Annotated in this window: 22 protein-coding genes; 9 read left to right on the top strand and 13 right to left on the bottom strand. The window is 63.5% G+C overall.

The features are described from left to right. Nucleotides 1-106: 106 nt before the first annotated feature. The 3 genes from ABID58_RS17330 to ABID58_RS17320 all read right to left on the bottom strand — a co-directional run bounded on the left by ABID58_RS17330 (nt 107) and on the right by ABID58_RS17320 (nt 3,684). Entirely contained in the window at nt 107-2,704 is a 2,598-nt protein-coding gene (locus ABID58_RS17330; protein ID WP_354033509.1) for a DUF3857 domain-containing protein, read from the bottom strand. Between the two features lie 182 nt (nt 2,705-2,886). After that, nucleotides 2,887-3,417 carry a DedA family protein gene (locus tag ABID58_RS17325; protein ID WP_148748819.1) on the bottom strand — a complete coding sequence of 177 codons (531 nt, stop codon included), beginning with the start codon at nt 3,415-3,417 and terminating at the stop codon, nt 2,887-2,889. 111 nt (nt 3,418-3,528) lie between these two features. After that, entirely contained in the window at nt 3,529-3,684 is a 156-nt protein-coding gene (locus tag ABID58_RS17320) for a hypothetical protein (protein WP_354033508.1), read from the bottom strand. A gap of 5 nt (nt 3,685-3,689) precedes the next feature. On the opposite strand from ABID58_RS17320, the gene parE reads away from it, so the two are divergent. From parE to ABID58_RS17300, 4 genes are all read left to right on the top strand, one after another. After that, nucleotides 3,690-5,738 (top strand): DNA topoisomerase IV subunit B, encoded by a 2,049-nt coding sequence (gene parE, locus ABID58_RS17315; RefSeq protein ID WP_354033507.1) that lies wholly within the window; start codon nt 3,690-3,692, stop codon nt 5,736-5,738. 383 nt (nt 5,739-6,121) lie between these two features. Next, nucleotides 6,122-6,907, top strand: coding sequence for an outer membrane protein (locus tag ABID58_RS17310; protein WP_148748817.1), 786 nt, complete (start codon nt 6,122-6,124; stop codon nt 6,905-6,907). A 291-nt stretch (nt 6,908-7,198) separates the two neighbouring features. Beyond that, nucleotides 7,199-7,384 carry a hypothetical protein gene (locus tag ABID58_RS17305; protein WP_007609848.1) on the top strand — a complete coding sequence of 62 codons (186 nt, stop codon included), beginning with the start codon at nt 7,199-7,201 and terminating at the stop codon, nt 7,382-7,384. Between the two features lie 21 nt (nt 7,385-7,405). Further along, nucleotides 7,406-8,176 (top strand): SDR family NAD(P)-dependent oxidoreductase, encoded by a 771-nt coding sequence (locus tag ABID58_RS17300; RefSeq protein ID WP_148748816.1) that lies wholly within the window; start codon nt 7,406-7,408, stop codon nt 8,174-8,176. A gap of 90 nt (nt 8,177-8,266) precedes the next feature. Here the strand turns inward: ABID58_RS17300 and ABID58_RS17295 are convergent, their stop codons facing one another. Beyond that, nucleotides 8,267-9,037 (bottom strand): outer membrane protein, encoded by a 771-nt coding sequence (locus tag ABID58_RS17295; protein WP_354033506.1) that lies wholly within the window; start codon nt 9,035-9,037, stop codon nt 8,267-8,269. A 169-nt stretch (nt 9,038-9,206) separates the two neighbouring features. Then, on the bottom strand, nt 9,207-10,475 hold the full coding sequence (locus ABID58_RS17290; protein WP_354033505.1) for an FAD-dependent oxidoreductase: 1,269 nt from the start codon (nt 10,473-10,475) through the stop codon (nt 9,207-9,209). 121 nt (nt 10,476-10,596) lie between these two features. On the opposite strand from ABID58_RS17290, the gene ABID58_RS17285 reads away from it, so the two are divergent. After that, on the top strand, nt 10,597-10,881 hold the full coding sequence (locus tag ABID58_RS17285; protein WP_148748813.1) for a hypothetical protein: 285 nt from the start codon (nt 10,597-10,599) through the stop codon (nt 10,879-10,881). 39 nt (nt 10,882-10,920) lie between these two features. On the opposite strand, the gene ABID58_RS17280 is transcribed toward ABID58_RS17285, so the two are convergent. Then, on the bottom strand, nt 10,921-12,438 hold the full coding sequence (locus tag ABID58_RS17280; RefSeq protein ID WP_148748812.1) for a caspase family protein: 1,518 nt from the start codon (nt 12,436-12,438) through the stop codon (nt 10,921-10,923). 191 nt (nt 12,439-12,629) lie between these two features. Here ABID58_RS17280 and ABID58_RS17275 point away from each other — a divergent pair, with 191 nt between their 5' ends. The 4 genes from ABID58_RS17275 to fabA all read left to right on the top strand — a co-directional run bounded on the left by ABID58_RS17275 (nt 12,630) and on the right by fabA (nt 17,272). Continuing rightward, nucleotides 12,630-13,607, top strand: a complete 978-nt coding sequence (locus tag ABID58_RS17275; RefSeq protein ID WP_148748811.1) for a helix-turn-helix transcriptional regulator — start codon at nt 12,630-12,632, stop codon at nt 13,605-13,607. 280 nt (nt 13,608-13,887) lie between these two features. Further along, nucleotides 13,888-15,432, top strand: a complete 1,545-nt coding sequence (locus ABID58_RS17270) for a DEAD/DEAH box helicase (RefSeq protein ID WP_354033504.1) — start codon at nt 13,888-13,890, stop codon at nt 15,430-15,432. Between the two features lie 128 nt (nt 15,433-15,560). Continuing rightward, nucleotides 15,561-16,628 (top strand): GGDEF domain-containing protein, encoded by a 1,068-nt coding sequence (locus tag ABID58_RS17265; protein ID WP_354033503.1) that lies wholly within the window; start codon nt 15,561-15,563, stop codon nt 16,626-16,628. Between the two features lie 113 nt (nt 16,629-16,741). Further along, on the top strand, nt 16,742-17,272 hold the full coding sequence (fabA, locus tag ABID58_RS17260) for a bifunctional 3-hydroxydecanoyl-ACP dehydratase/trans-2-decenoyl-ACP isomerase (protein ID WP_354033502.1): 531 nt from the start codon (nt 16,742-16,744) through the stop codon (nt 17,270-17,272). Between the two features lie 62 nt (nt 17,273-17,334). Here fabA and ABID58_RS17255 read toward each other — a convergent pair whose 3' ends face one another. The 7 genes from ABID58_RS17255 to sufB form a co-directional block, all read right to left on the bottom strand. Further along, nucleotides 17,335-17,775, bottom strand: coding sequence for a TfoX/Sxy family protein (locus ABID58_RS17255; protein ID WP_354033572.1), 441 nt, complete (start codon nt 17,773-17,775; stop codon nt 17,335-17,337). 164 nt (nt 17,776-17,939) lie between these two features. Continuing rightward, entirely contained in the window at nt 17,940-18,350 is a 411-nt protein-coding gene (locus ABID58_RS17250) for a HesB/IscA family protein (RefSeq protein WP_148748807.1), read from the bottom strand. A gap of 49 nt (nt 18,351-18,399) precedes the next feature. Further along, complete coding sequence (locus tag ABID58_RS17245; protein WP_354033501.1) at nt 18,400-18,771, bottom strand: SUF system Fe-S cluster assembly protein; 372 nt, start codon at nt 18,769-18,771, stop codon at nt 18,400-18,402. Continuing rightward, on the bottom strand, nt 18,768-20,015 hold the full coding sequence (locus tag ABID58_RS17240) for a cysteine desulfurase (RefSeq protein ID WP_354033500.1): 1,248 nt from the start codon (nt 20,013-20,015) through the stop codon (nt 18,768-18,770). The genes ABID58_RS17245 and ABID58_RS17240 overlap by 4 nt, the downstream gene beginning before the upstream one ends. Further along, the gene (gene sufD, locus ABID58_RS17235; RefSeq protein WP_354033499.1) at nt 20,012-21,316 is read right to left on the bottom strand and encodes a Fe-S cluster assembly protein SufD; all 1,305 of its coding nucleotides are present in this window, start codon (nt 21,314-21,316) and stop codon (nt 20,012-20,014) included. Before sufD ends, ABID58_RS17240 begins: the two co-directional genes overlap by 4 nt. Nucleotides 21,317-21,327: 11 nt before the next feature. Further along, entirely contained in the window at nt 21,328-22,080 is a 753-nt protein-coding gene (sufC, locus tag ABID58_RS17230) for a Fe-S cluster assembly ATPase SufC (protein ID WP_354033498.1), read from the bottom strand. 61 nt (nt 22,081-22,141) lie between these two features. After that, nucleotides 22,142-23,638: a Fe-S cluster assembly protein SufB gene (sufB, locus tag ABID58_RS17225; RefSeq protein ID WP_148748802.1), complete on the bottom strand. Its 1,497-nt coding sequence runs from the start codon at nt 23,636-23,638 to the stop codon at nt 22,142-22,144. Nucleotides 23,639-23,667: the final 29 nt, after the last annotated feature.

Below are 23,667 nucleotides of genomic sequence, written 5' to 3'. Positions count from 1 at the left end.
AACAGGATGGTCGCGGCGTTGATCATGGCGCGGGGCTATAAGGCCAAACCGGCCTGGCGTCAAGGATTTGGAGCTGTCATTCCGCCCCGCCGCAGCCTTTGGGTCGCTACCACCTAGCCAGGCCGAGATGACTGAAGAGTGTCCCCCAGAAGGAACCACCGCGTGTCAGCTCATATAGATGAGCGCCTGCTTGCTCGTTTCCACGAGCCGACGCCTTGCTGTACCAATTGATTGCCTGCTGGGTGTCCTTCGGCACACCCGTGCCACTCTCATAGGCCCACCCCAAATTGTATTGGGCCCAGCCGTCGTTCTGATCGGCGGCCTTGCGCAGCAGGGAAATGCCTCTGGCAAGGTCCTGCGGCACGCTCTCACCCTTGATGTGCAACAGGCCGAGGCCCGTCTGCGCGTACGTCGAGCCCTGCTCAGCCGCCTTCGAAAACAGATCGAAAGCGAGGGCAAAGTCCTGGGGAACGCCTCGTCCGTCCCTGTACATGGCGGCAAGGCGGGTCTGGCTGTAGGCATTGCCCTGATCCGCGGCCTTGCCGTACCACTCGGCCGCCTGCTTTTCGTCGCGAGCCGTCCCTGTGGCCGTCTCGTAGAGGTAGGCAAGTTGCTCCTGACTGTAGGTATCGCCCTGTTCGGCGGAGAGACGAAACCACTTGATCGCCTCCGCGCGATTACGCTTCGTTCCATTTCCGTCCCGGTACATCGCGCCCAAATAGGACTGCGCGCGTGCATTGCCGATTTCGGCCAGCGGCCTCAACCGCTCGATCGCGCGTTGGAAATCGTGAGCAAGATATGCGTTCGCACCGTCGGTGAAATCTGCGCTGACCTCGACAACCGAGGCTGCTCCCTTCGGGGTCAGGCCGATCAGCCCGTACTTGAACTCGTCGAGCTTATCGAACCCCTTCTCGATAGCCGGACCAAACTCCGCCGGGCAGACCGGTGCGTCGAGCGTCAGGCGAAGAAGCGCATTGGAGCGGATAGTTCGGCCATCGACAGCGATGGTGCCATTCACCTCGATCCGGCCGTGGATTTCAGCGTTGCCCGTTCTGCCTTCGAACGTCGCCGAATAGGCGATCGGTGCCGGTTTCTCGTAGAAGAATGTGTTTTCGGGGACCGTGAGTGAAGCGACCTCGCGGTATTCCATCGGTCGGCAAACAAAAGGCCGTCCATTCGTCTGGCGCGCAACCAACCGCAGGAGCGATTGTCTTGGATCGGTCAGAGGCAACATCCTGATGCGCGCGGGCCGGTCGAGATCGACAGGTTTGCTGATCTGGAACGTTGATGTGATCGCGTAGTCGTCTGTCAGTTCGCGCGGATTTGGATAGGTGTAATCGCCGGTGCCGGTCAGACCGGCCTGCTCGATCAGCTTTCTGGCGGCCATACGCCGGTCTTCATCATCCAATCCCTGCGCGAGCGTGCGTCCTATTTGCGCGCCAACGCCAGTGCCAGACAGGATCGAGCGGACTTCGCGTTTCCCATCATTGCCGAGGACGTAGTCCGTTTCCGCAGCCATCCGGAAGCGCTCCGGACCAGCCATGGGAATGCGGCTCAAAGTGCCCTTGTCGATGTTGAGAACCGGCTTGCCCGCGAGGTTCGGCGGCAGGGAGCCGAAAGCGAACAGCGGCGCGGTCGGATCGAGATATTGGTCGATCTCCGGGACATAAGCGATCGCGTGGTCGAAATTCGGCGTGGCAATTTCGGTGAGCGTGTATCTTGCGTCGGCGTTCACCGCGACCAGATTGGCTTCGATGCCCTGGGCGGCAAGCAGCGCCTTGAACAACGTCGCGTGCGCCTTGCAATCGCCGTAGCGCGAGGCCAGCACAGCCGAGGCAGGCTGCGACGTCCAGCCGCCGTCCTCGAGTCCAATCCCGACGTAGCGGATGTTTCGAGCCACCCAATTGTAGAGGCGCTCGACCTTCGCGCGCGTGCCGACGGCGTCGCCGGCAATCTCCCGCGACAGTCGCGTCACCCTGTCGTCCGGTCGCGCCATCGGTGCGTTGCGTGCGTTCAGCATCGCCGCGAAAGCGGAATAGTCGGCAAACGTGCTGACCTCGAAACGCTCGGCAAATGCGAGCGTCTCGTCGTCGATCTGGCGGGGTCTGGGCGCGTCTTGCTGGAAGCGCACGTGATGGACGATCCGATCGTTCACCCTCTCTTCACGGTGCTCGACATTGCGCAACGCGACCCGCAAAGGCCTGGATGCCGGTCCATCAACGGTCACCTCGAGCAATTCGGGAGGCTGGCTCGCCGGCTCGCTCCAGGAGCGCGCAAACTCACCCGGAAATCTCGGCTGCTTCGCCTTGTAGACCAGACGCCCGCGGATGCTGTCGCCGGGAGCAACATGGGGATAGGCGATGATTCTGTTCCGAACCTCGTCGAAATAGGGCGACGAGGAATCTGTCGACGCCGGTTGATCGCGGATGGCGCGCTCGTCGACCTCGACCACGGTGCCATCGGCCTTGAGAGTGGCAAGCGCCATCGAGGACAAATCGTCAAAATAGCTGTTGTACTGAAAACTCTGCTGCGCGATCGCCTCGGCGCCCTTCTCGTCGAGCGCCTTGATTTCGAACTCAAAGACCTCCGTGCTCAGCCCCTTCTCGTCGAATGTCACGGCGTAGCGCGCCACCGTTCGCCGCCAGCCCGGATCGACCCAGCCGGGCCGATCAGCGGCGGATGATTCAGCGGCATACGATTTCATGCATGGCGACGCGAGGAGCAACGCCACCAGGAAAGCTGAACAAACGCGTACGATCATATGCTGAGCGCTCGGCCGTTAAGTCGGCAACTCAACTAGCAGGCGAAAATTACCAGCCGCACTCTCGAAAAGAACGACTTTTAAATTTCTTCCGCCCTGCGGGCGTCAACCTGTCCCGGTCTCGCTCAGATCACGCGCCAGAGCCATTCCATGATCGTCGCGATCACATCGCCGAACAGCAGGAGCGCCGCCGACCAGACCAGCGCGGAGGCGAAATTGGCGGCCTGAAAGCTCCAGTAAGGCATCTCGAAAATGCCGGCCGCGAGCGGCACGGAGGCGCGCAAAGGTCCGAAGAAGCGGCCGATGAAGATGCTGGGCACGCCCCAGCTCCGCACGAACGCCTCGCCCCTGGGCAGGATTTCCGGATAGCGCGAGAGCGGCCACATCTGCGCGACCTGCTCCTTGTAGCGGTAGCCGAACCAGTAGGAGACCCAGTCGCCGAGGGCAGCACCGATCGCGCCGGCAATCCAGATTGGATAGAAGCTGATGCCGCTCGCCCCGATCAGCGCGCCGATGGCGACCAGCGCCCCCCAGGCCGGGATCAACAGCGAGATGAAGGCCAGCGATTCCCCGAACGCCAGCAGGAACACGATCGGCGCAGCCCAAGCCTGATGGAGGCGCACGAAATCGGCCAGTGCGTGCGCGTACTGCTCCATTCCAGAATAGCCTTCCCGCCCCGCCTTGAGGTGCTGCTGGTGAAAAGCACTGGTAAGCCAGGGACTTGTGTGACATCAAGTCACAAAGCCGGCTCCGGCCGGACCGAAGCCTCAAATTGCCGGGATTTGGTTAGCTTGCGGCGTAAATTCGCCGGCATTAGCTCCCACCCACAGCGCCCGGCCGGCGCTGCGATAACCTTTCGAAGCCAGAAGTGGCATAGTCGGGCCAACCGATTCGCCGCCTTCGCGGCCATCAAAACGCATCAAGATATATGTCCAAGCAGTTGAAAACAAAAGCCAAAGACGACCTATTCGACGGCAATGAGCCGAAGGGGCGCACAGCCGCCGCGAAGGCAGCGCCGCGCGGAACCGGCGGCGAGGCCGATTACACGGCCGCCGACATCGAGGTGCTCGAAGGCCTGGAGCCGGTGCGGCGCCGGCCCGGCATGTATATCGGCGGCACCGACGAGAAGGCACTGCATCACCTCTTCGCCGAAGTCATCGACAACTCGATGGACGAGGCACTGGCCGGACACGCGACCTTCATCGGCGTCGAGCTCTCCGCGGACGGCTTCCTCACCGTCACCGACAACGGCCGCGGCATCCCGATCGATCCGCATCCGAAGTTTCCGAAGAAGTCGGCGCTTGAAGTCATCATGTGCACGCTGCATTCGGGCGGCAAGTTCGACAGCAAGGTCTACGAGACCTCCGGCGGTCTGCACGGCGTCGGCATCTCCGTGGTGAACGCCCTCTCCTCGCTGCTCGAGGTCGAGGTCGCGCGCGGCCAGAAGCTGCATCGCATGACGTTCGAGCGCGGCCATCCCAAGGGCAAGCTCGAGGATCTCGGCAAGGTCAACAACCGCCGCGGCACGCGCGTGCGGTTCAAGCCCGACGCCGACATCTTCGGCGCCAAGGCCGCGTTCAAGCCGCAGCGCCTGTTCAAGATGACGCGCTCGAAGGCCTATCTGTTCGGCGGAGTCGAGATCCGCTGGAACTGCGCGCCCGAGCTGCTCAAGGGCGTCGAGGATGTTCCGCCGGAAGCGACCTTCCACTTCCCCGGCGGCCTGAAGGACTATCTGGCGGCGGCGATCCACGCCGACACGCTGGTGCATCCCGACATCTTCTCTGGCAAGTCGGGCCGCAACGGCGCGCATGGCGCCTGCGAATGGGCCGTGGCCTGGACCGCGGATGCCGACGGCTTCCTCTCCTCCTACACCAACACCGTACCGACGCCCGATGGCGGCACGCACGAATCCGGCCTGCGCAGCGCGCTGTTGCGCGGCCTGAAGGATCACGCCGAACGCGTCGGTCAGGGCAAGCGCGCCTCGTCCATCACCTCGGAAGACGTGATGGTGGGCGCCGCCGTGATGCTGTCCGTGTTCGTGCGCGAGCCTGAATTCCAGGGCCAGACCAAGGATCGTCTCGCCACCGCCGAAGCGCAGCGCATCGTCGAGCAGGCGATGAAGGATCCGTTCGACCATTGGCTGTCGGGCAATCCGAACATGGCCAACCGGCTGCTCGATTTCGTGATCGACCGCGCCGAGGAGCGGCTGCGTCGGCGGCAAGAGAAAGAGACCGCGCGGAAAACCGCAGGCAAGAAGCTGCGCCTGCCCGGCAAGCTCGCCGACTGCAGCGATGCGGGCTTGGACGGCTCGGAACTCTTCATCGTCGAGGGCGACTCGGCCGGCGGCAGTGCCAAGCAGGCGCGCGACCGCAAGACCCAGGCCGTGCTGCCGCTGCGCGGCAAGATCCTCAACGTCGCCTCCGCCGGCAAGGACAAGCTGACGGCGAACACCCAACTCGCCGACCTGGTGCAGGCGATCGGCTGCGGCATGCTCGCGCAGTATCGTGAAGAGGATTTGCGCTATCAGCGCATCATCATCATGACCGACGCCGACGTCGACGGCGCCCACATCGCATCGCTGCTGATCACGTTCTTCTACCGGCAGATGCCGCGGCTGATCGACGAGGGGCATCTCTTCCTCGCAGTGCCGCCGCTCTACAAGCTGACGCATGGATCGAAGTCGGTCTACGCACGCGACGACGCGCACAAGGAAGCGCTGATCAAAAGCGAATTCAATGCCAACGCCAAGGTCGAGGTGAACCGCTTCAAAGGCCTCGGCGAGATGATGCCGGCGCAGCTCAAGGAGACCACCATGGATCCTGCCAAGCGGACCATGCTGAAAGTCGTCTTGCTCGCCGACGATCGCGACACCACGGCGGATTCCGTCGAACGCCTGATGGGCACCAAGGCCGAAGCGCGCTTCGCCTTCATCTCCGACAAGGCCGAGTTCGCGAGCGAAGAGCTGCTCGACGTCTGATGCGGCGATTCCCGCTGAAAAGCCCCGGCCCGAGGCCGGGGTTTTTCAATTGGGATGGCGAAAGCGCGACTCGGCCAACGACTCACAGCGGCCGGTCGGCAAGCCAAGGCTGAGGCAGGATCGCCTCCGTTTCGGACAAAGGCGAATTCCTAACAGAACCCTACCCGGGCAGGCGATGCGGAGACCGGCGTAATACATTGAAATTACGTCGCTTTTTGGGGACTTATTGACGGCACCTCAAAACCCGGATGGCGGGCGTTTTCCGGCGACTGTGCCTGCCCTGCAACAGCATTTCGGCGAGAACCGTCTATAGTCCGGGCATCAGATCACACGGACTTCAGAGCGCTCGCGCCTGCTACGGACCTAAGGTTGGGGATTTAATCATGAAGAAGATTGTACTCGCGCTGACCGCGGTTGCGGCGATGACCGGTTCGGCTTCGGCGGCTGACCTTGCGGCCCGTCCCTACGTGAAGGCTCCGATGGCGGCTCCGGTTGCCAACTGGACCGGCTTCTACATCTTCGGCGGTGGCGGCGGCGGTCTCTCGAACTCCGACCAGTCCGTCCAGTCGACCGTCGGCGCGGTTCCGCTGACCATCACCCAGCGTCAGGGTGGTTCGGGCTGGTTCGGCACCGTCGGTCTCGGCTACGACTGGCAGTTCAGCGGCACCTGGGTCGCCGGCGTGTTCGCTGACGGTCAATTCGGCAGCATCCGCTCCACCGTGCAGGATCCGATCCTCGGCTACACCGGCAACCAGAAGCTGGAAGACTCCTGGGCCGCCGGCGTCCGCCTCGGCTGGCTGGTCGCTCCGAACGTTCTCTCCTATGTCAACGGCGGTTATTCGGGCGCTCACTTCGGCAGCACGAGCTTCACCAATCTGGGTGGCGTTCCCGCCGGTGTCCATCTCGCCGGCTACAACCGCAACGGCTTCTTCGTCGGCGGCGGCGTCGAGAACAGCCTGAACATCTTCGGCATCTCCTCGCCCGGCTGGTTCATGAAGACGGAGTACCGTTCGGCCTTCTACAACGCCAAGACCCGGGATGAGCTCTCCGACGTCACCAACCTGCCGACCGGCGTCAACAGCATCCGCGCCAACAGCTGGAACCAGACGATCTCGACCTCGCTGGTCTACCGCTTCAACTGGACCGGCCCGGTCGTCGCCAAGTACTGAGCTGAAAAGTACTGATCTGATCCGAATTCAACTTCAGACGCTAAAGCCCCGGCATTGCCGGGGCTTTTTCGTGTTCGGAGGCCTGAGCGATTGATGCTCGCCTTCAACGAGCTGCTCGCGCCGGCGATGCCCGAGGTGGTCTCGGCGAACATGCGTTCTCGCGCGGCCTTGCATCCCTGCCCATTGTATCCGAACAGAAGCTACGGCTAGTCTGGCCGCAAGCTCTCGCGAAGTGCGGCCGTCCTTTTGTTCCGCAGGCCACGACAGAATCAGACCGACAGGGAGGAATGCATGCGCAGATTTCTGCTGATCGCAGGCCTGTTTGCCCTCGCTGTCGGGCTGCTCTGGATCGGACAAGGCACGGGCACCGTCGCCTGGCCGCGATCGAGCTTCATGGTCAACCAGCTGCAATGGGCCGGCTATGGCGCCGCCATGGCAGGCTTCGGGCTGGTGCTGATCTGGCAAAGCAACCAATAGAAGAAACCAGGAAGTGAAAGCATGACATCCAACCGGTTCGATCTCCGCGGCAAGGTCGCGATCGTCACAGGAGGCAATGGCGGCATCGGACTCGGCCTCGCCCATGGGCTTGCGGACGCCGGCGCCGATATTGCCGTGGTCGGACGCAACGAAACCAAGTCGGCGGCTGCCGTTGCCGATCTCAAGGCGCGCGGCGTGAAGGCGATTTCCGTCACCACCGACGTCACCGACAAGGACGCGGTCGCGGCGATGATCGACCGCGTCGTTGGGGATCTCGGCCGCATCGACATCCTGATCAACAACGCCGGCATGAGCATCCGCAAGCCGCCGCACGAGCTCGAGCTCGACGAGTGGAACAAGGTGATCGACACCAACCTCACCAGCGCCTTCCTGTGCTCGAAGCTCGCCTATCCGGCGCTGAAGGCATCGGGCAACGGCAAGGTGATCAACATCGGCTCAATGATGTCGATCTTCGGCGCGAGCTTCGCGACCGCCTATGCGGCCAGCAAGGGCGGCATCGTGCAGTACACGCGCGCCTGCGCGAATGCCTGGGCGCCCGACAACATCCAGGTCAATGCGATCCTGCCGGGCTGGATCGACACCGATCTCACCCGCGGCGCGCGGCAGCAGGTGTCGGGTCTGCACGAGCGCGTGCTGGCGCGCACGCCTGCGGGGCGTTGGGGCGACATCGACGACTTCGCCGGCATCGCGGTCTTCTTGGCCTCGCCCGCCTCGAACTTCGTCACGGGCACAGCGATCCCCGTCGACGGCGGGTTTTCAGTAATGGCGTGAGGCGCCTTTCGCGTAAAAAAAGAAGCCCCGGCGATGCCGGGGCTCTAAATTTTTGGCAGTGATCTTTTTTGCTGATTGGTCGTTTGTTGCTCAGTAGCGGCCGACGACCGGCGCATCGAACTTGTAGCTCGCGCGCACGACGGCCCACTGGATGTCGCGCGGCTTGGCATCGAACGTGTAATTGCCCGAGGTGCCGCCGAGCTGATAGGTCTGGCTGCCGAAGGCCGCGTAATTGTACTCGAGGCCGACGATCCAGTTGCGGGTGATGCCGTATTCCCAGCCGGCGCCCACGGTCCAGCCGTTGGCCCAGTGGGTCTGACCGCCGTTGCCCGTCGCCGGGCCGACCGTGTCGGTTACCGACAGGCGGTTGTTGACGCCGGCATAGCCGCCCTTGATGTAGAACAGGTTGTTCTGCACGGCAAAGCCAGCGCGACCGACGACGGTGGCAAGAACGTTCGCACGCCAGGAGAATACGTCGTCGCCCGCGCCGAACGCGCTGTTCACGACGGTACCTTTGTTGTTGAGGCCGGAGATCGTGCCTTCCATGCCGAACACGTAGTTGTTGGCCTGCCAGTTGTAGCCGATCTGGGCGCCGCCCATGATGCCGCTACCACGCTGACGATAGCCTTGGCCGGGCGTCAGATCACCGAACGGCGCCCCGATTCCATTGTTGATGAACTGCTCGTTGGTCCATGCGCCACCGATGTGGCCGCCGACATAGAAGCCGGTCCAGTTGAACAGAGGCTCGATATAGGCCGGCGCCTTGGTGTAGGGCCGCGCGCCGAGATCGGCAGCGGAAGCAGCGCCGGTCGAAACCAGAGCGGTCGTGCAGGCGAAGGCGGCAATCAATTTGTTACGCATGATACTGGTACACCCCGTGTCCTTTGATGGGTGCACGCTCACAGACAGTTCTTACTCAAATTTGAATCAAGAGAGTTAAGGCGCCGGATTGACGCATTGCGGTCTATAAATCCGCGTGCGCTGTTGCGCGAACGCAACGCAAAGCGCGCGATTTAACGCGACATTATCCCTACTGAATCCCTGACGCCGGCGCGGCCTTTGAACGCACGTGCTCGGGCCGCACACCGAGCGCAACGAAGCGCGCCGCAATCCCCTGAAGCCATGGCGATGCGGAGATCAATCGCAGGAGCAGCGGCACCTTGAGCGGGTGATCGCCGCCCTGCAGCGCGCCCCTGATGATGTTGTTCTGCACGATCACCTGCATCGCCTGGGTCATCTTCACCGGGAACTCGCGGCGGCGCCGCACGGTATCGAGCTCGTCCTCGGATGGACAGCCGCGCTGAAGCTTCTCCGCGAGCAGGTTTGCAGTCGCGACCGCGTCCTGTACGGCGAGATTGACGCCGACGCCGCCGACCGGCGACATCGCGTGTGCGGCGTCGCCGATGCAGAGCAGGCCCGGCCGTGTCCAGCGTGGCAGGCGGTTGATCGCGACCGTCAGAAGCTTGATGTCGTCAAAACTCTTCACGTCGGCAACTCCGGATCGCAGGACCGGCGCCATCCGCACGACGTCGTCGAGCAGTGCCTGCAACCCCCTCGCCTTCACCGCATCGTATTGCCCTTTGGCGATGACATAGGCGCACTGCCAGTAATCGCCACGGTCGAACGTGACCATCATCCTGCCGGGCTCGATCCGTGCAAACAGATTCTCGGTCTCGTCCGGCTTGCGGCCGGCACGGAACCAGAGCACGTCCATCGGCGCGCCGATCTCCTTGACCTCAAGGCCGGCGCGCTCGCGCACGGTCGAATGCCGGCCGTCGCAGGCGACGGTGAGATCGGCCTCGATGTCCACAGTGCCGTCTGGCGTTTCCGCGCGCACGCCGGCGATGGTCTCGCCGCGGCGGATCAGGTCGACCGCCTCCGTGCTCATCATCACCTTGAGCGAGGCGAAGCGCCCGCCTGCCTTGCGCAGGAAATTCAGGAAATCCCACTGCGGCATAAAGGCGATGAAGGGGTATTTCGTGTTGAGCCGGCTGAGATCGGCGATCCGCACCTTGGTGCCGCCGAACAGGCCATCCATCGTCTGCAAGCGCTGATGCGGCAGCTTGAGGAAGCCGTCGATCAGGCCGAGCTCGTCTATCAGCTGGAGCGTCGAGGGATGCACGGTATCACCGCGAAAATCGCGGAAGAAATCGGCGTGCTTCTCCAGCACCACGACATCGATGCCGGCGCGCCCGAGGAGATAGCCGAGCATCATTCCCGCGGGCCCACCGCCGACAATGCAACACCGGACTCTCACGGAGTGACCTACGGTGTGCTGAGGCGTATCTGTTTCAGCCATCAGATCCTCGCTTGCGACTTTAGTCCGCTGTGCGGTGCAACAAGTCCGAATTGGTTTGCCGTGAGAGCGAATGGTCCGTAGCGTTGCTGACGAGTTCGATTGATTTCAGGATGATCTTGCTGTGCGCACCCTCCTCATAGTGCTTAGCATCTGGTTGTTGATCAACGTGCTTTTTGTCGTGATCATGCTTCCGGCGCGCAAACCGCGAAGACTGGATCCGCGGGCGACGGGTGCGCTTGCACCTGTGCGGATCGATCAGCATGGCTATCCGTTTGAGGAGCAGGAGAAGCTCCTGCTCAGCCATGTCATCATCTCGATCGCCATGGGAACTTTCTTCTCGCTGGCGCCACCCCTGATCGAGGCCATCGACTCTGCCAAGCGCCTCTTCAGGAAGCGCCGGCCTTAGCGGACCAGTCCCCGCCCGCTTCGGAGCCCCCGAGACAGCTCAATTGTTGCTGCGGTTGGCCGTACGAAAACTCTTGACCTCGGAAACGCTGCCGTCGCGATAGGTCAATTCGACCGACATGAACTGCGTGGCCGGAGGCAGCTTCTCGTAGAGCAGCATGCCGGCCGTGATCGCCGAGGGATCGCGGAGGTCGCAAGGCGGCAGCTTCAGCACCTTGTCCGGCACCGCCGTGTCGATGCCGATCCGCGCCTCGCGGATCGCGCAGCGATATGACACCAGATGGGAATAATACACCAGCAGCCCGTTAAACTGACGGAACGACAGCCAGCTCGTGGCGGTCATGTCGAGGATCTTGCGCTGGTCCCGGATCAGCGCCGCTTCGGGATCGAACTTGATCGGGAACGGGCCCTGCATGTCACCGGACGCGTCGACGTAGCGGACCTCGATGGTGCCGGCCTGCGCGTCCGGGGGCAGCTCGATCGACGGGTTCGGCATCCGCTTGCGCGTGCGCGGATCGAGCGCGTCGATGAAGCCGGTCTCGCGGAAATCACCATTGCCTGCCATGCGCCAGGACACCCCGAGGGTGGGATCAGCGAAGGAGAACGTCACGCTCCAGCCGCCATTGTGGCGCGAGAAGCTCGCGATCGGCGCGTTGGTGGTCTCTTCCTTCGGCACGCGCGGCACCGAGACCGGCGGCAGCGCCGCGAGCTTCTGCGGCGGCGGGTCGGCCGGACGCGCGGCCGCGGCATCCTTCGCGGCTCCGCTGAGGAAGACGTCGTCGACCATCTGGTCGAAATAGACCGGCACCTGCTTGTGCTTGACGGTATCGGCCATCTCGCTGACCAGGCGGCGCGTGTGCTGCGCGACCTGCACGAGGTTCTCGCCGGGCTGCAGCAGCTCCTTGGCGAAGGTGCGCGTGAACACCGAATTGGGATTGGCATCATCGTTGGAGAGGCGATCGAGCGCGGTCTGGCGCGGACCTGCCGAGAACACCGAGAACACGCCTTCGGGCAGCTGCGTCATCGGCGCAAGCCCACCACCGCCGGCGACTGCGCGCGTGCCGCTGCGCTCGAACGGATTGTTGCGGCAGGCGTCGAACACCAGGATCGAGGTGCGCGCCTTCTTGTTCTGGAGGCGCTCGACGACACGATCTGCGAGAATCGAAGCGTCGCGCACCAGCTCTTCCTGGCCTTCGGCCGCCGCCGGCACGTCGGTCGGCAGCAGATAGTTCTGGCCCGCAATCTCGAACCCGTGGCCGGCATAGAAGAAGAACGCGGTGTCGCCGGGCTCGATCGCCCGGTCGAAGGCGAGCAGCGTCTCGGAGAATTGCTGACGGTTCTGGTTTTCGGCGACCATCACGGTGAAGCCGAGTTGCTTCAGCGTATCGCCCATAGTGCGGGCGTCGTTGACGGCCTTCAGGAGCTTCGGAACGTTCCTATAGTCATTGTTGCCGACGACGAGCGCGACACGCTTTTCGGCATGTGCGGCACTCGCGAAACCGCTGAGGCCCGCCGCCAGGCCAAGCGCCGCCAAAATTCTGAAAAACCGACGCGTCATCGTGATATTCCCGCTGCAGAACGGCTCCCCGTTGGCTCCATGCGGAACCTTACGCCGTTGATGTGATAGTCGGTCCAGCCGTAACGGCGGTTCAACCGGTCCGTCCCCGCGGCGCCATGATTTGGCCTATAGAAGATTCTCGTGGAATCTGCTTCTTCTTGGGCGGAATTCCGTTCGAGATGAGGGCTGCCGTGTATCGCTGGTGCACCGACGAGGTCGAGCCGCACGATCGCTTCGATTTCTGGCGCGAGGTCCGCGCCAAGGGGCTGTTCGGGGTCACCGCCGAGCTCGAGCGCGAACGGCGCGGCGACTTCTACGGCGAATTCTCGCTGAGCCAGGTCGGCAATGGCGCCCTCGTGGAGCTGAAGGCGTCTTCCTATGCGGTCGAGCGCAGCCAGGCCGACATCGGCTACGCGCCGGGTGACAGCATCTGCGTCTACCAGCAGCTCGGCGGCGGCGGTTGGTTCGGCGGCATGCGCTCGAGCGATTTCGCGATCGCCAATGGCGGCTTTGCCACCAGCCATACCGACCTGCCCTACCACACGAGGCCGTTGGGCGATTCCGGTTTCCATCTGCGGATCCTGAAGATCCCCGTCAGCGGCCTCGCGACACAGGACAAGCGCACGCGCGAGCTTGCGCCCAAGGTTTTCAACGATCCCGCTCTCGCACCTCTGCTCGACGCCTGCTTTGCCGACCTCGGCGACGCCGCCGCGAATGATGGTTCGTCCGGCGCGGTCCCGCTTGTACAGGCCTTGCTTGTACAGGCCTTGGGGCAGCTGGCGCTGATAGAGCGCGGCATCGTCAGGCCGGGCAGCCGGCGCGGACAGGCCGCGCTCCGGACCGGCCGCCTCTCGCTGGCGCGGCGTCTGATCGCGCGCCATCTGCAAGACCCCGATCTGGCGCCGACGCGTGTCGCCGACCTGCTCGGCGTCTCCGTGCGCCATTTGCACATGCTGTTCGAGGTCGCCGACCGCAGCTTCTCGCAGACCGTGACGGAAGAGCGGTTGAAGCAGAGCCGCCGCTTGATGTGCGAAGCGCCGGAGCGGCTGATCGCCGACATCGCCAGCGCCTGCGGCTTCGAGAGCCTGGCGACCTATTACCGGGTCTTCAACGCCGCCTATGGCATGGCGCCCGGCGATTTCCGGGCCCGGGCCGCAGGCGCGCGTTAACCACCGAGCTGGCTGCTGCGGCGAAAAGCCCAGCCGCGCCCGGTATTTGGGCAAAAACCTGAGGGTTTTTAGGGTCTTCCCGCGCCTGCTCCATTGACTTTGGCCGATTCCGCCCTATGTTCCGGGTCGACGCGGCTCGGTATCGAAGAGCGATTCCTGAGCTGGCGCTTTGTTCGCGTGAGTCAGCACCCCCAGCTTCTTTGAGAGCGCGCCGTTTCGGGGTGGAACGCGACAGCCTTATTACCCTCGATTCCGAACGGCGGTTTCGACCAGAGGCTCAATGTCCTTTTCCAATCTCGGACTATCCGAAAAAGTCCTCGCCGCAGTGGCGGCCACCGGTTACACCACCCCCACCCCCATTCAGGAACAGGCGATCCCCCACGTCCTCGCACGCAAGGATGTGCTCGGCATCGCCCAGACCGGCACCGGCAAGACCGCAGCCTTCGTGCTGCCGATGCTCACCATCCTCGAAAAGGGTCGCGCCCGCGCACGCATGCCGCGCACACTGATCCTGGAGCCGACCCGCGAGCTCGCAGCGCAAGTGAAGGAAAACTTCGACCGCTACGGCGCCGGCCAGAAACTCAACGTCGCCCTGCTGATAGGCGGCGTCTCCTTCGGCGACCAGGATGCCAAGCTGACCCGCGGCGTCGACGTGCTGATCGCCACCCCGGGCCGGCTGCTCGACCATACCGAGCGCGGCGGTCTGCTGCTCACCGGCGTCGAGCTGCTCGTCATCGACGAAGCCGACCGCATGCTGGACATGGGCTTCATTCCCGACATCGAGCGCGTCTGCAAGCTCGTCCCCTTCACGCGGCAGACCCTGTTCTTCACCGCGACCATGCCGCCGGAGATCCGGCGCATCACCGAAACTTTCCTGCACAATCCGCAGAAGGTCGAGGTTTCCAAGCCCGCCACTACCGCAGTCACCGTCACGCAGTGTCAGGTCCCGGCCGGGCGCGAGGCGCATGAAAAGCGCGAATTGCTTCGCCGCCTGCTGCGCGAGGCCAAGGATCTCCAGAACGCGATCATCTTCTGCAATCGCAAGCGCGAGGTCGCGGTCGTTCACAAATCGCTTCAGAAGCACGGCTTCAGCGTCGGCGCCCTGCACGGCGACATGGACCAGTCGGCCCGCACGGCGGCACTCGAACAGTTCCGCAAGGGTGAGTTGCCGCTGCTGGTCGCCTCAGACGTCGCCGCCCGCGGCCTCGACATTCCCGAGGTCAGCCACGTCTTCAATTTCGACGTCCCCCACCATCCCGACGACTACGTCCATCGTGTCGGCCGCACCGGCCGCGCAGGCCGGTCCGGCATGGCGATCTCGCTCGTTACGCCGCTCGACCAGAAGTCGATGGTCGCGATCGAGAAGCTGATCGGCCAGAGCATTCCCCGCGCGGAAGGCGATTACGAAGTACATGCGGGTTCGGGTGAGCAGGGCGACCGACCGCGCGAATCGCGCGGACGCGATCGCGAACGTTCCCGCGGCGGACGCGGCAAGCCGCAGCGCGGTCGTGACCGTGAGCGCAGCCACGAGCCGCGCGAGGCGCGACTCTCCTCGGAGGCAGCGCCTTCGACGGATGCAACGCCTGCCGCTGAAGCACGGTCTCCTCGCGAAGCGAGGCCTGTTCGCGAAGCAAGGCCTCCGCGCGAGGCAAGGCAGCCGTCCGAGCCGCGCGGAGGATCGCGCCAGCCGGCCAATCCGTCGCATGTCCCGTCGATCGGCCGTCCCGAGCCGCGCCGCCAGCGCGAAGCCGATACCGAGCCCGGCGATCACTCGCACCTCCCGGCCTTCCTGCTCCGACCGGTCCGCTCCCCCGCCGGGGCCTGAAACCACGATACACGCGTGAGTTGAGCGATCGACCGTTTACCGACCGTTCATCATCGTCCGTTAGCCTACGAACATAATTTAAGCATTGCTGCGGTCGCGAGCGCATCGACCGTTGTGGGGTATGTTCTGTGGTCAAGGTTCTCGATGAACATGAACGCACGATGGCGTTTGCCGAGGTGGCGCTCGGTCAGATCCGGTCGCTGAAGCAAACCGCAATTCCCCGCAATTACGAGATCTGGTACGTCTACGCGACCGGCTACAATGCCCCGCTCAACAAGATCATCAACGAGACGCTGGCACGTAGCGGCAAGCTGACCGAAGCCGATCTCGAGCAGATCTACGACACCTATCTCTCCCACATCAAAACGACCGACCGCATCGACAAGGTCGGTGCGCGCGTCATCGGCGAGATCGACGACGTGATGACGGTCTTGAGCGACGCGCTCGGGATGACCGGCGCCTACGACACCAGCCTGTCGCGCGCGACCGAGCAACTGTCCTCGGCCAAGAGCCGCGAGCAGATCAAGGCGATCGTCGAGACGCTGCTGCGTTCGACCGACGAGATGCGCGAGACCAACAAGGCGCTGGAAGGCCGGCTGACACTGTCGAAGAACGAGATCAGCAATCTCCAGCACAGCCTGGAAGCGATCCGCGCCGAGAGCCTGACCGATCCGTTGACCGGGCTCGGCAACCGCAAATATTTTGACCGCATGATCGGCATGGCCGTGCAGAACGCACTCGCCTCGGGCGAGCCGCTGTCACTGCTGCTGTTCGACATCGACCATTTCAAGTCGTTCAACGATTCCTACGGCCATCTCACCGGCGACCAGGTGCTGCGCCTGGTCGGCCTGTCCATGAAACAGACCATCAAGGGCCAGGACATCACTGCGCGCTATGGCGGCGAGGAGTTCGCCGTGCTGCTGCCCAACACCGCGCTGCGCCAGGCTCTCACCGTCGCCGACCATATTCGCCGCGCCGTGATGGCGAAGGAGCTGAAGAAGAAATCGACCGGCGAGATCCTCGGCCGCGTCACCATCTCGGTCGGCGTCTCCATGCTGAAGCAGGGTGACGACACCGATGCCCTGATCGAGCGTGCGGATGCCTGTCTCTACGCCGCCAAGCGCAACGGCCGCAACCGCGTGATCTGCGAAGTCGACCCGGAATACGCGGTCGAGACACACAACCGGGTGGCGTGAGGTGGGACACTGCGGGCCGAGAGACGCGGGCCGCGCTTGACATTCCAACCTGACGGACGACATCTTCCTCGCCACCTGCAACGTCTGATCGCGCGTATCGAGGACTTGTTGTCGTGCCCAATCCTCATGATTTTCACAGGCCACAACCGTCTTACACCAGGGACGAGCTGCTGAGATCGAGCGAAGGCGGCTATTTCGGTCCGGGCAATGCGCAATTGCCGGCGCCGCCGATGCTCATGATGGACCGCATCACCGAACTCAGCCTGAACGGCGGCGAGTTCGGCAAGGGCCATATCGTCGGCGAGCTCGACATTGTGCCGGACCACTGGTTCTTCGATTGTCACTATCGCGGTGACGCGATGATGCCCGGAAGTCTCGGCCTGGATGCGATGTGGCAGATGGTCGGCTACTGGCTCGGCTGGTCGGGCTCACCGGGCAAGGGCCGCGCCATCGGCGTCGGCGAGGTCGAGGTCACGGGCGCCATCACGCCGGAGACGCGATCCGTGCGCTACGAGGTCACCATGCGCATGGTCCGCCGCGGCAAGCTGGTGCTCGGGATAGCCGACGGCCGCGTGCTTGCTGACGGCACCTGTGTGTTCGTGGCGAAGGATATGCGGGTTGGTTTGACCAAGGCCGCGGAGTGACGTGCCGTAGGGTCGGCAAAGGCGCGCTTGCGCCGTGCCCACCATCTCTCCACACCGGGACTTCAACGGTGGGCACGCTTCACTTTGCCAACCCTACGAACCGACTTCTTGGCTGGCCGTTTTTTCGCAACGGGCTTCTTCGGCTCCGCCTTCTTCGCGACCTTCTTCCCCTTCGGGCGCTTCTTCACCTTGGCGCGCTGGGCGGCGGCGAGCGCCGCCCTCGCCCATTGCGCCAGCTCCTCGGAATCGTCGAACAGGCGCGCCGGCAGCTCCCAATAGGAGTTCACCAGCACGGTCTTGGCGCGGGTCGAATACTGGAAGGGCTTTGAGCCTTCCGCTTCAAAATCGGGAATGGTCACCTCGTCGGCGCGGAAGAACAGGCCGGCGCGAAGGGCGAGTGCGAAGTTGATGCCGTCGGCGGAGATGCCGTAGCCGGAGAACATCTTTCGGACGGCGACGGGGCCGAAATCGGCGAACAGGTCGATCAGGAATTCGCGGTCCATAGGCATGCTCTCTCGTGCCCCGGATGCAGCGCAGCGTGAAACGGTGCGCTGCTGAGCCGGGGCCCAGCCGTCTTTGTACTGGTGACTATAGCGTGGGTCCCGGCTCTGCGCAGCAGCACAAGCGCGCTGCAGCGCGTCCGGGACACGAGAGCAACGCGAGAAATCTACCCGTCGATCTGCGCCGGGCGCAGCTCGACCGATTCGCCGCAGCCGCAGGCGGAGATCTGGTTGGGATTGTTGAAGACGAACTGGGCCTGCATCTTGTCGGCCTTGTAGTCCATCTCGGTGCCGAGCAGGAACAGCACGGCCTTGGGGTCGACCAGGATCTTGACGCCCTTGTCCTCGACGACCTCGTCGGTCGGGCGGATATCATGGGCGTATTCGACCGTGTAGGACTGCCCGGCGCAGCCACCATTCTTCACGCCGACGCGCAGGCCAACGATCTCGGAATCGGCGCGCTGGGTCAGCTCGCTGATGCGCTGGGCAGCGGCATCGGTCAGCCGCATCACCTGCGGGCGCGGGCGCCGCGGCTTCGGGGTGGATGCTGGTGTCGAGCCGGACGATATCTGGGTCATGATATTTATGTGGTCCGTTGCGGAGCGAATTCAATATCGAGGTTACGCGTCACCACATGTTGAGGACGAGGCGCGCCTCGTCGCTCATGCGTTCCGGCGACCAGGCCGGCTCCCAGACGACCTTGACGTCGACCACGCCGATGCCGGGAACGCTGGCGACCGCGTTCTCGACCATGGTCGGCAGCTCGCCGGCGGCCGGACAGTTCGGCGTCGTCAGCGTCATCTGCACGTCGACGGAGCGATCGTCCTTGATCTCGACCTTGTAGATCAGACCCAGCTCGTAGATGTCGGCCGGGATCTCCGGATCGAACACGGTCTTGAGGCCGGCGATGATCTCGGTCGTGAGACGCTCGGTCTCCTCCGGCGGCAGCGCCGAATGGGTCTCCATCGGATTGGCTTTGATTTCGGCCGTGTCACTCATGCGAACAAATCCCGCGCCTTCAGTAGCGCCTGTGCCAGATGATCGACTTCTTCCCGCGTATTATACATGCCGAACGAGGCCCGGCATGTGGCCGTCACGTTGAACCGCTCTAAAAGCGGCATCACGCAATGGGTGCCCGCGCGCACCGCGATGCCCTGGCGGTCGATCACAGTGGCGACGTCATGGGCGTGCGCACCCCTAAGCTCAAAGGAGATCACCGGGCCCTTGCCTCGTGCGGTGCCGATCAGCCGCAGCGAGTTGATCTCGCGCAAGCGATCGTGGGCGTAGGTGACGAGATCGTGCTCGTGGGCAGCGATGCGCTCCTTGCCGATCGAATTGACGTAGTCGATGGCCGCGCCAAGGCCGACGGCCTCGACGATCGCGGGCGTGCCCGCCTCGAACTTGTGCGGGGGATCGCCATAGGTGACGACATCGCGCGAGACCTCGCGGATCATTTCGCCGCCGCCATTATACGGGCGCATCGCGACGAGGTGGTCATACCTGGCCCAGAGCACGCCGATGCCGGTAGGACCGTACACCTTGTGGCCGGTGAAGACGTAGAAGTCGCAGCCGATGTCCTGGACGTCGACGGGCAGATGCACGGCGCCCTGGCTGCCGTCGACCAGTACGGGAATGCCGCGGGCATGGGCGATCTTCACGACGTCCTTGACCGGCACGATGGTGCCGAGCGCGTTCGACATCTGCGTGATCGCGACCAGCTTGGTCTTCGACGTCAACAGCTTCTCGAACTCGTCGATGAGGAAATTGCCCTCGTCGTCGACCGGCGCCCACTTGATCACGGCACCCTGGCGCTCCCTCAGGAAATGCCAGGGCACGATGTTGGAGTGGTGCTCCATGATCGAGATGACGATTTCGTCACCCTCTTTGATGTTCGGCCCGCCCCAGGACGAAGCGACCAGATTGATCGCTTCGGTCGCGTTGCGCGTGAAAATCACTTCCTCGGTCCGCGCAGCATTGATGAACTGCGCGGCCTTGGTGCGGCCGCCCTCATAGGCTTCGGTCGCGGCGTTGGCGAGATAATGCAGGCCGCGATGGACGTTGGCGTATTCGGATGTATAGGCCTGCGTCATGCGCTCGAGCACGGCGCTGGGCTTCTGGGCGGATGCCGCATTGTCGAGATAGACCAGCGGCTTGCCGTAGACCTGCATGGCGAGCGCCGGAAAGTCCTGGCGCACGCGCGCAACGTCATAAGACCCGTTCATGACTGCGGGATGCGTGCTCATGACCGACGCTCCAGCCAGCGCTCGGCAATGCTGATCACATGCTCGCGCAAGCCGTCGTCAGCGATCTGCTCGATCGCTTCGCCCACAAAAGCCTGGATCAGCAGCGCCTGGGCCTGCTTCTCCGGCAAGCCGCGCGCCTTCAGATAGAACAGCAGGTTCTCGTCCAGCGCGCCGGCGGTGGCGCCGTGGCCGCAGGAGACGTCGTCGGCAAAGATTTCCAGCTCCGGCTTGTTGTCAGCCTCGGCTTCGTCAGAGAGCAGCAGCGCACGGGTCATCATCTTGCCGTCGGTCTTCTGCGCATCGGGGCGAACGATGATGCGGCCCTGGAACACCGAATGGGCGCGATCGTCGATCACAGCGCGAAAAACCTCGCGGCTGACGCAGTTGGGTACCGCATGATCGACGACCAGCGTGGTGTCGCCATGCTCGGTCTTCTGCAACAGGTTGACGCCGTTGATCGAGAGCTCGCTGCCCTCACCCGCCAGCGTGATGAAGCCTTGCAGGCGGCTGACGGCAGCTCCGGTGGTCATGTTGAAGAAATTCAACTTGACGTTGGCGCCGACCGTCACGAAATGCGAGGTTACGTTCAGCGCGTCGGGCGCGTCGTCCATCAGGCGGATATGCGCGACATCGGCATCGTCACCGACCGTGACGAGCACGGCGTCGTTGATCTGGTAGGCCTTGGCGCCAGCCGCCACGAAACTTTCGACGATGGTGGCGCGAGCGCCCTTCCCGATCGCGACCTGCGAACGGGTGAAGGCCGACGCGGAAGCTGCGGTCGCGATGTGGATGATCTGGATCGGTGCGGACAGCTGGGCGCCGTCGGCAATCGACAGCACCACGCCATCGGTCGCCATCGCCGCGTTGAGCGCGATCACGGCGTCGGTGGCAGCGGTCTTCAGGAGACCCGCATCCTTCTCCAGCGTCTCCCGCAACGTCTTGAAACTCGCCTCGGTGGCGAGCGCCTTGACGTCTGACAGATCGGCGGCGAACACGCCGTCGACCAGCACCAGCTTGCGGGCACCCTCGATCGCATGCGCCTTGATGGCATCCGCGGCGCGTTTCAGTGCGGCCGCATCGGGCGCGGCCGCAAGCGGCAGCACCTCGCCGACCAGCGCGCGCAGGTCGGTGTATTTCCATTCCTCGATCCGGCGGTGCGGCAAGCCGAGACGCTCATAGGTCTCGAACGCCTCGCGGCGCGCCGCGATCACGGATGGCGAACCCGGCAGCCGGCCTTCGGCGCTGGTGAAGAGATCGCTCACCGCGCGGCTCTTTCCGGTCTTTGCCACAGCAACGTTCATTGCAAGATTCCTTACGCGGCATCCTCGAACTGGGTGTAGCCGGACGCTTCCAGCTCCAGCGCCAGTTCCTTGCCGCCGCTCTTCACGACGCGGCCCTTCGACATCACGTGCACCACGTCGGGCACGATGTAGTTCAGCAGCCGCTGATAGTGGGTGATGACGACCATCGCGCGCTTGGGCGAGTGCAGCGCGTTGACGCCGTCGGCTGCGATACGCAGCGCATCGATATCCAGGCCGGAATCCATCTCGTCGAGGATGCACAGGCTCGGCTCGAACAGCGCCATCTGGAGCACCTCGTTGCGCTTCTTCTCGCCGCCGGAGAAGCCAACATTGACGCCGCGCTTGAGCATGTCCTGGGGGATGTTCAGCGACTTCGAGACCTCGCGGACCTTCTTCAGAAAGTCCGGCACCATCAATTCGCTCTCGCCGCGGGCCTTGCGCTGGGCATTCAGTGCGGTTCGCAGGAAATTCATGGTGGTAACACCGGGAATCTCGACCGGATATTGGAACGCGAGGAATACGCCCTTGGCAGCCCGCTCCTCCGGAGCCATCTCCAGGAGGTCCTCGCCTTTGAACAGGATCTGGCCGCCAGTGACCTCATAGCCGGGCTTGCCGGCAATGACATGGGACAACGTCGACTTGCCGGAGCCGTTCGGCCCCATGATCGCATGGATCTGCCCCTCGTTCACAGTCAGAGTGAGCCCATGGAGGATCTCACGCTCCTCGACACGAACCTGCAGGTCTTTCACTTCAAGCAAAGCCATCTTGGCATCCAGTTCATTCAATTGATGTTGGAGCGCCTGAGCGCACCGCGAGGGTCGGCAATTAGCCAACCGACCCTTCAAGCGAGATCGAGATCAGCTTCTGCGCTTCCACCGCGAACTCCATCGGGAGCTGCTGGAGCACGTCCTTGACGAAGCCGTTGACGACCAAGCCAACTGCTTCTTCCTGAGAGAGCCCGCGCTGGACGCAGTAGAACAGCACGTCTTCGGAGATCTTCGAGGTCGTCGCCTCGTGCTCGAACGTCGCCGAGGAGTTCTTGGCCTCGATGTAGGGCACGGTGTGCGCGCCGCATTTGTCGCCGATCAACAGCGAATCGCAGGCCGTGAAGTTACGCGCGCCGGTGGCTTTCCGGTGCGCGGTGACGAGGCCGCGATAGGTGTTCTGCGACTTGCCGGCGGCGATGCCCTTGGAGATGATGCGGCTCGACGTATTCTTGCCGAGGTGGATCATCTTGGTGCCCGAATCGACCTGCTGGTAACCGTTCGAGATCGCGATCGAGTAGAACTCGCCACGGGAATTATCACCGCGCAAGATGCAGCTCGGATACTTCCAGGTGATCGCCGAACCGGTCTCGACCTGGGTCCAGGAGATCTTGGAATGGTTGCCGCGACAGTCGCCACGCTTGGTGACGAAATTGTAGATGCCGCCCTTACCTTCCGAATTGCCCGGGTACCAGTTCTGCACCGTCGAATATTTGATCTCGGCGTCGTCATGCGCGACGAGCTCGACCACGGCGGCATGCAGCTGGTTCTCGTCGCGCTGCGGCGCGGTGCAGCCTTCGAGATAGGAGACGTACGAGCCCTTGTCCGCGATGATCAGCGTGCGCTCGAACTGGCCGGTGTTGCGCTCGTTGATGCGGAAATAGGTCGACAGCTCCATCGGGCAGCGCACGCCTGGCGGCACGTAGACGAACGAGCCGTCGGAGAACACCGCCGAGTTCAGCGTCGCGTAGAAATTGTCCGAGGTCGGAACCACCGAGCCGAGATATTTCTGCACCAGCTCGGGGTGCTCGCGGATCGCCTCCGAGATCGGCATGAAGATCACGCCGGCCTTCTTCAGCTCGGCCTTGAACGTGGTCGCCACCGAAACCGAATCGAACACGGCATCGACCGCGATCTTGCGGCGGGCCGGATCTTCCTCGCCCACCTTGGGCTCGACGCCCTCGAGCATGGCCACTTCCCGCAAGGGGATGCCGAGCTTCTCGTAGGTCTTCAGGATCTCCGGATCGATCTCGTCGAGCGAGGTGATCGTCTTCTTCGGCTTCGGCGCCGAATAGTAATAGAGGTCCTGGAAGTCGATCTTGGGATAGTCGACGCGTGCCCAGGTCGGCTCGGTCATGGTCAGCCAGCGCCGATAGGCCTCAAGCCGCCACTGGAGCATCCAGGCGGGTTCGTTCTTCTTCTCGGAGATGAACTTGACGGTCTCTTCCGACAGCCCCTTGGGGGCCTTGTCGGACTCGATCAGGGTCTCAAACCCATAACGATACTGGTCGACGTCGATGCGCTTGACGCGCTCGACCGTCTCTTGGACGGCTGGCATTCTATCCTCCGCTCGCGGTTTCAAGGACC

The sequence above is a fragment of the Bradyrhizobium sp. S3.2.6 genome (genome assembly GCF_040546885.1).
Classification (GTDB): domain Bacteria; phylum Pseudomonadota; class Alphaproteobacteria; order Rhizobiales; family Xanthobacteraceae; genus Bradyrhizobium; species Bradyrhizobium cytisi.
Note: the sequence above shows the minus strand (reverse complement) of the source record. Positions and strands in the feature narration are given on the sequence as shown.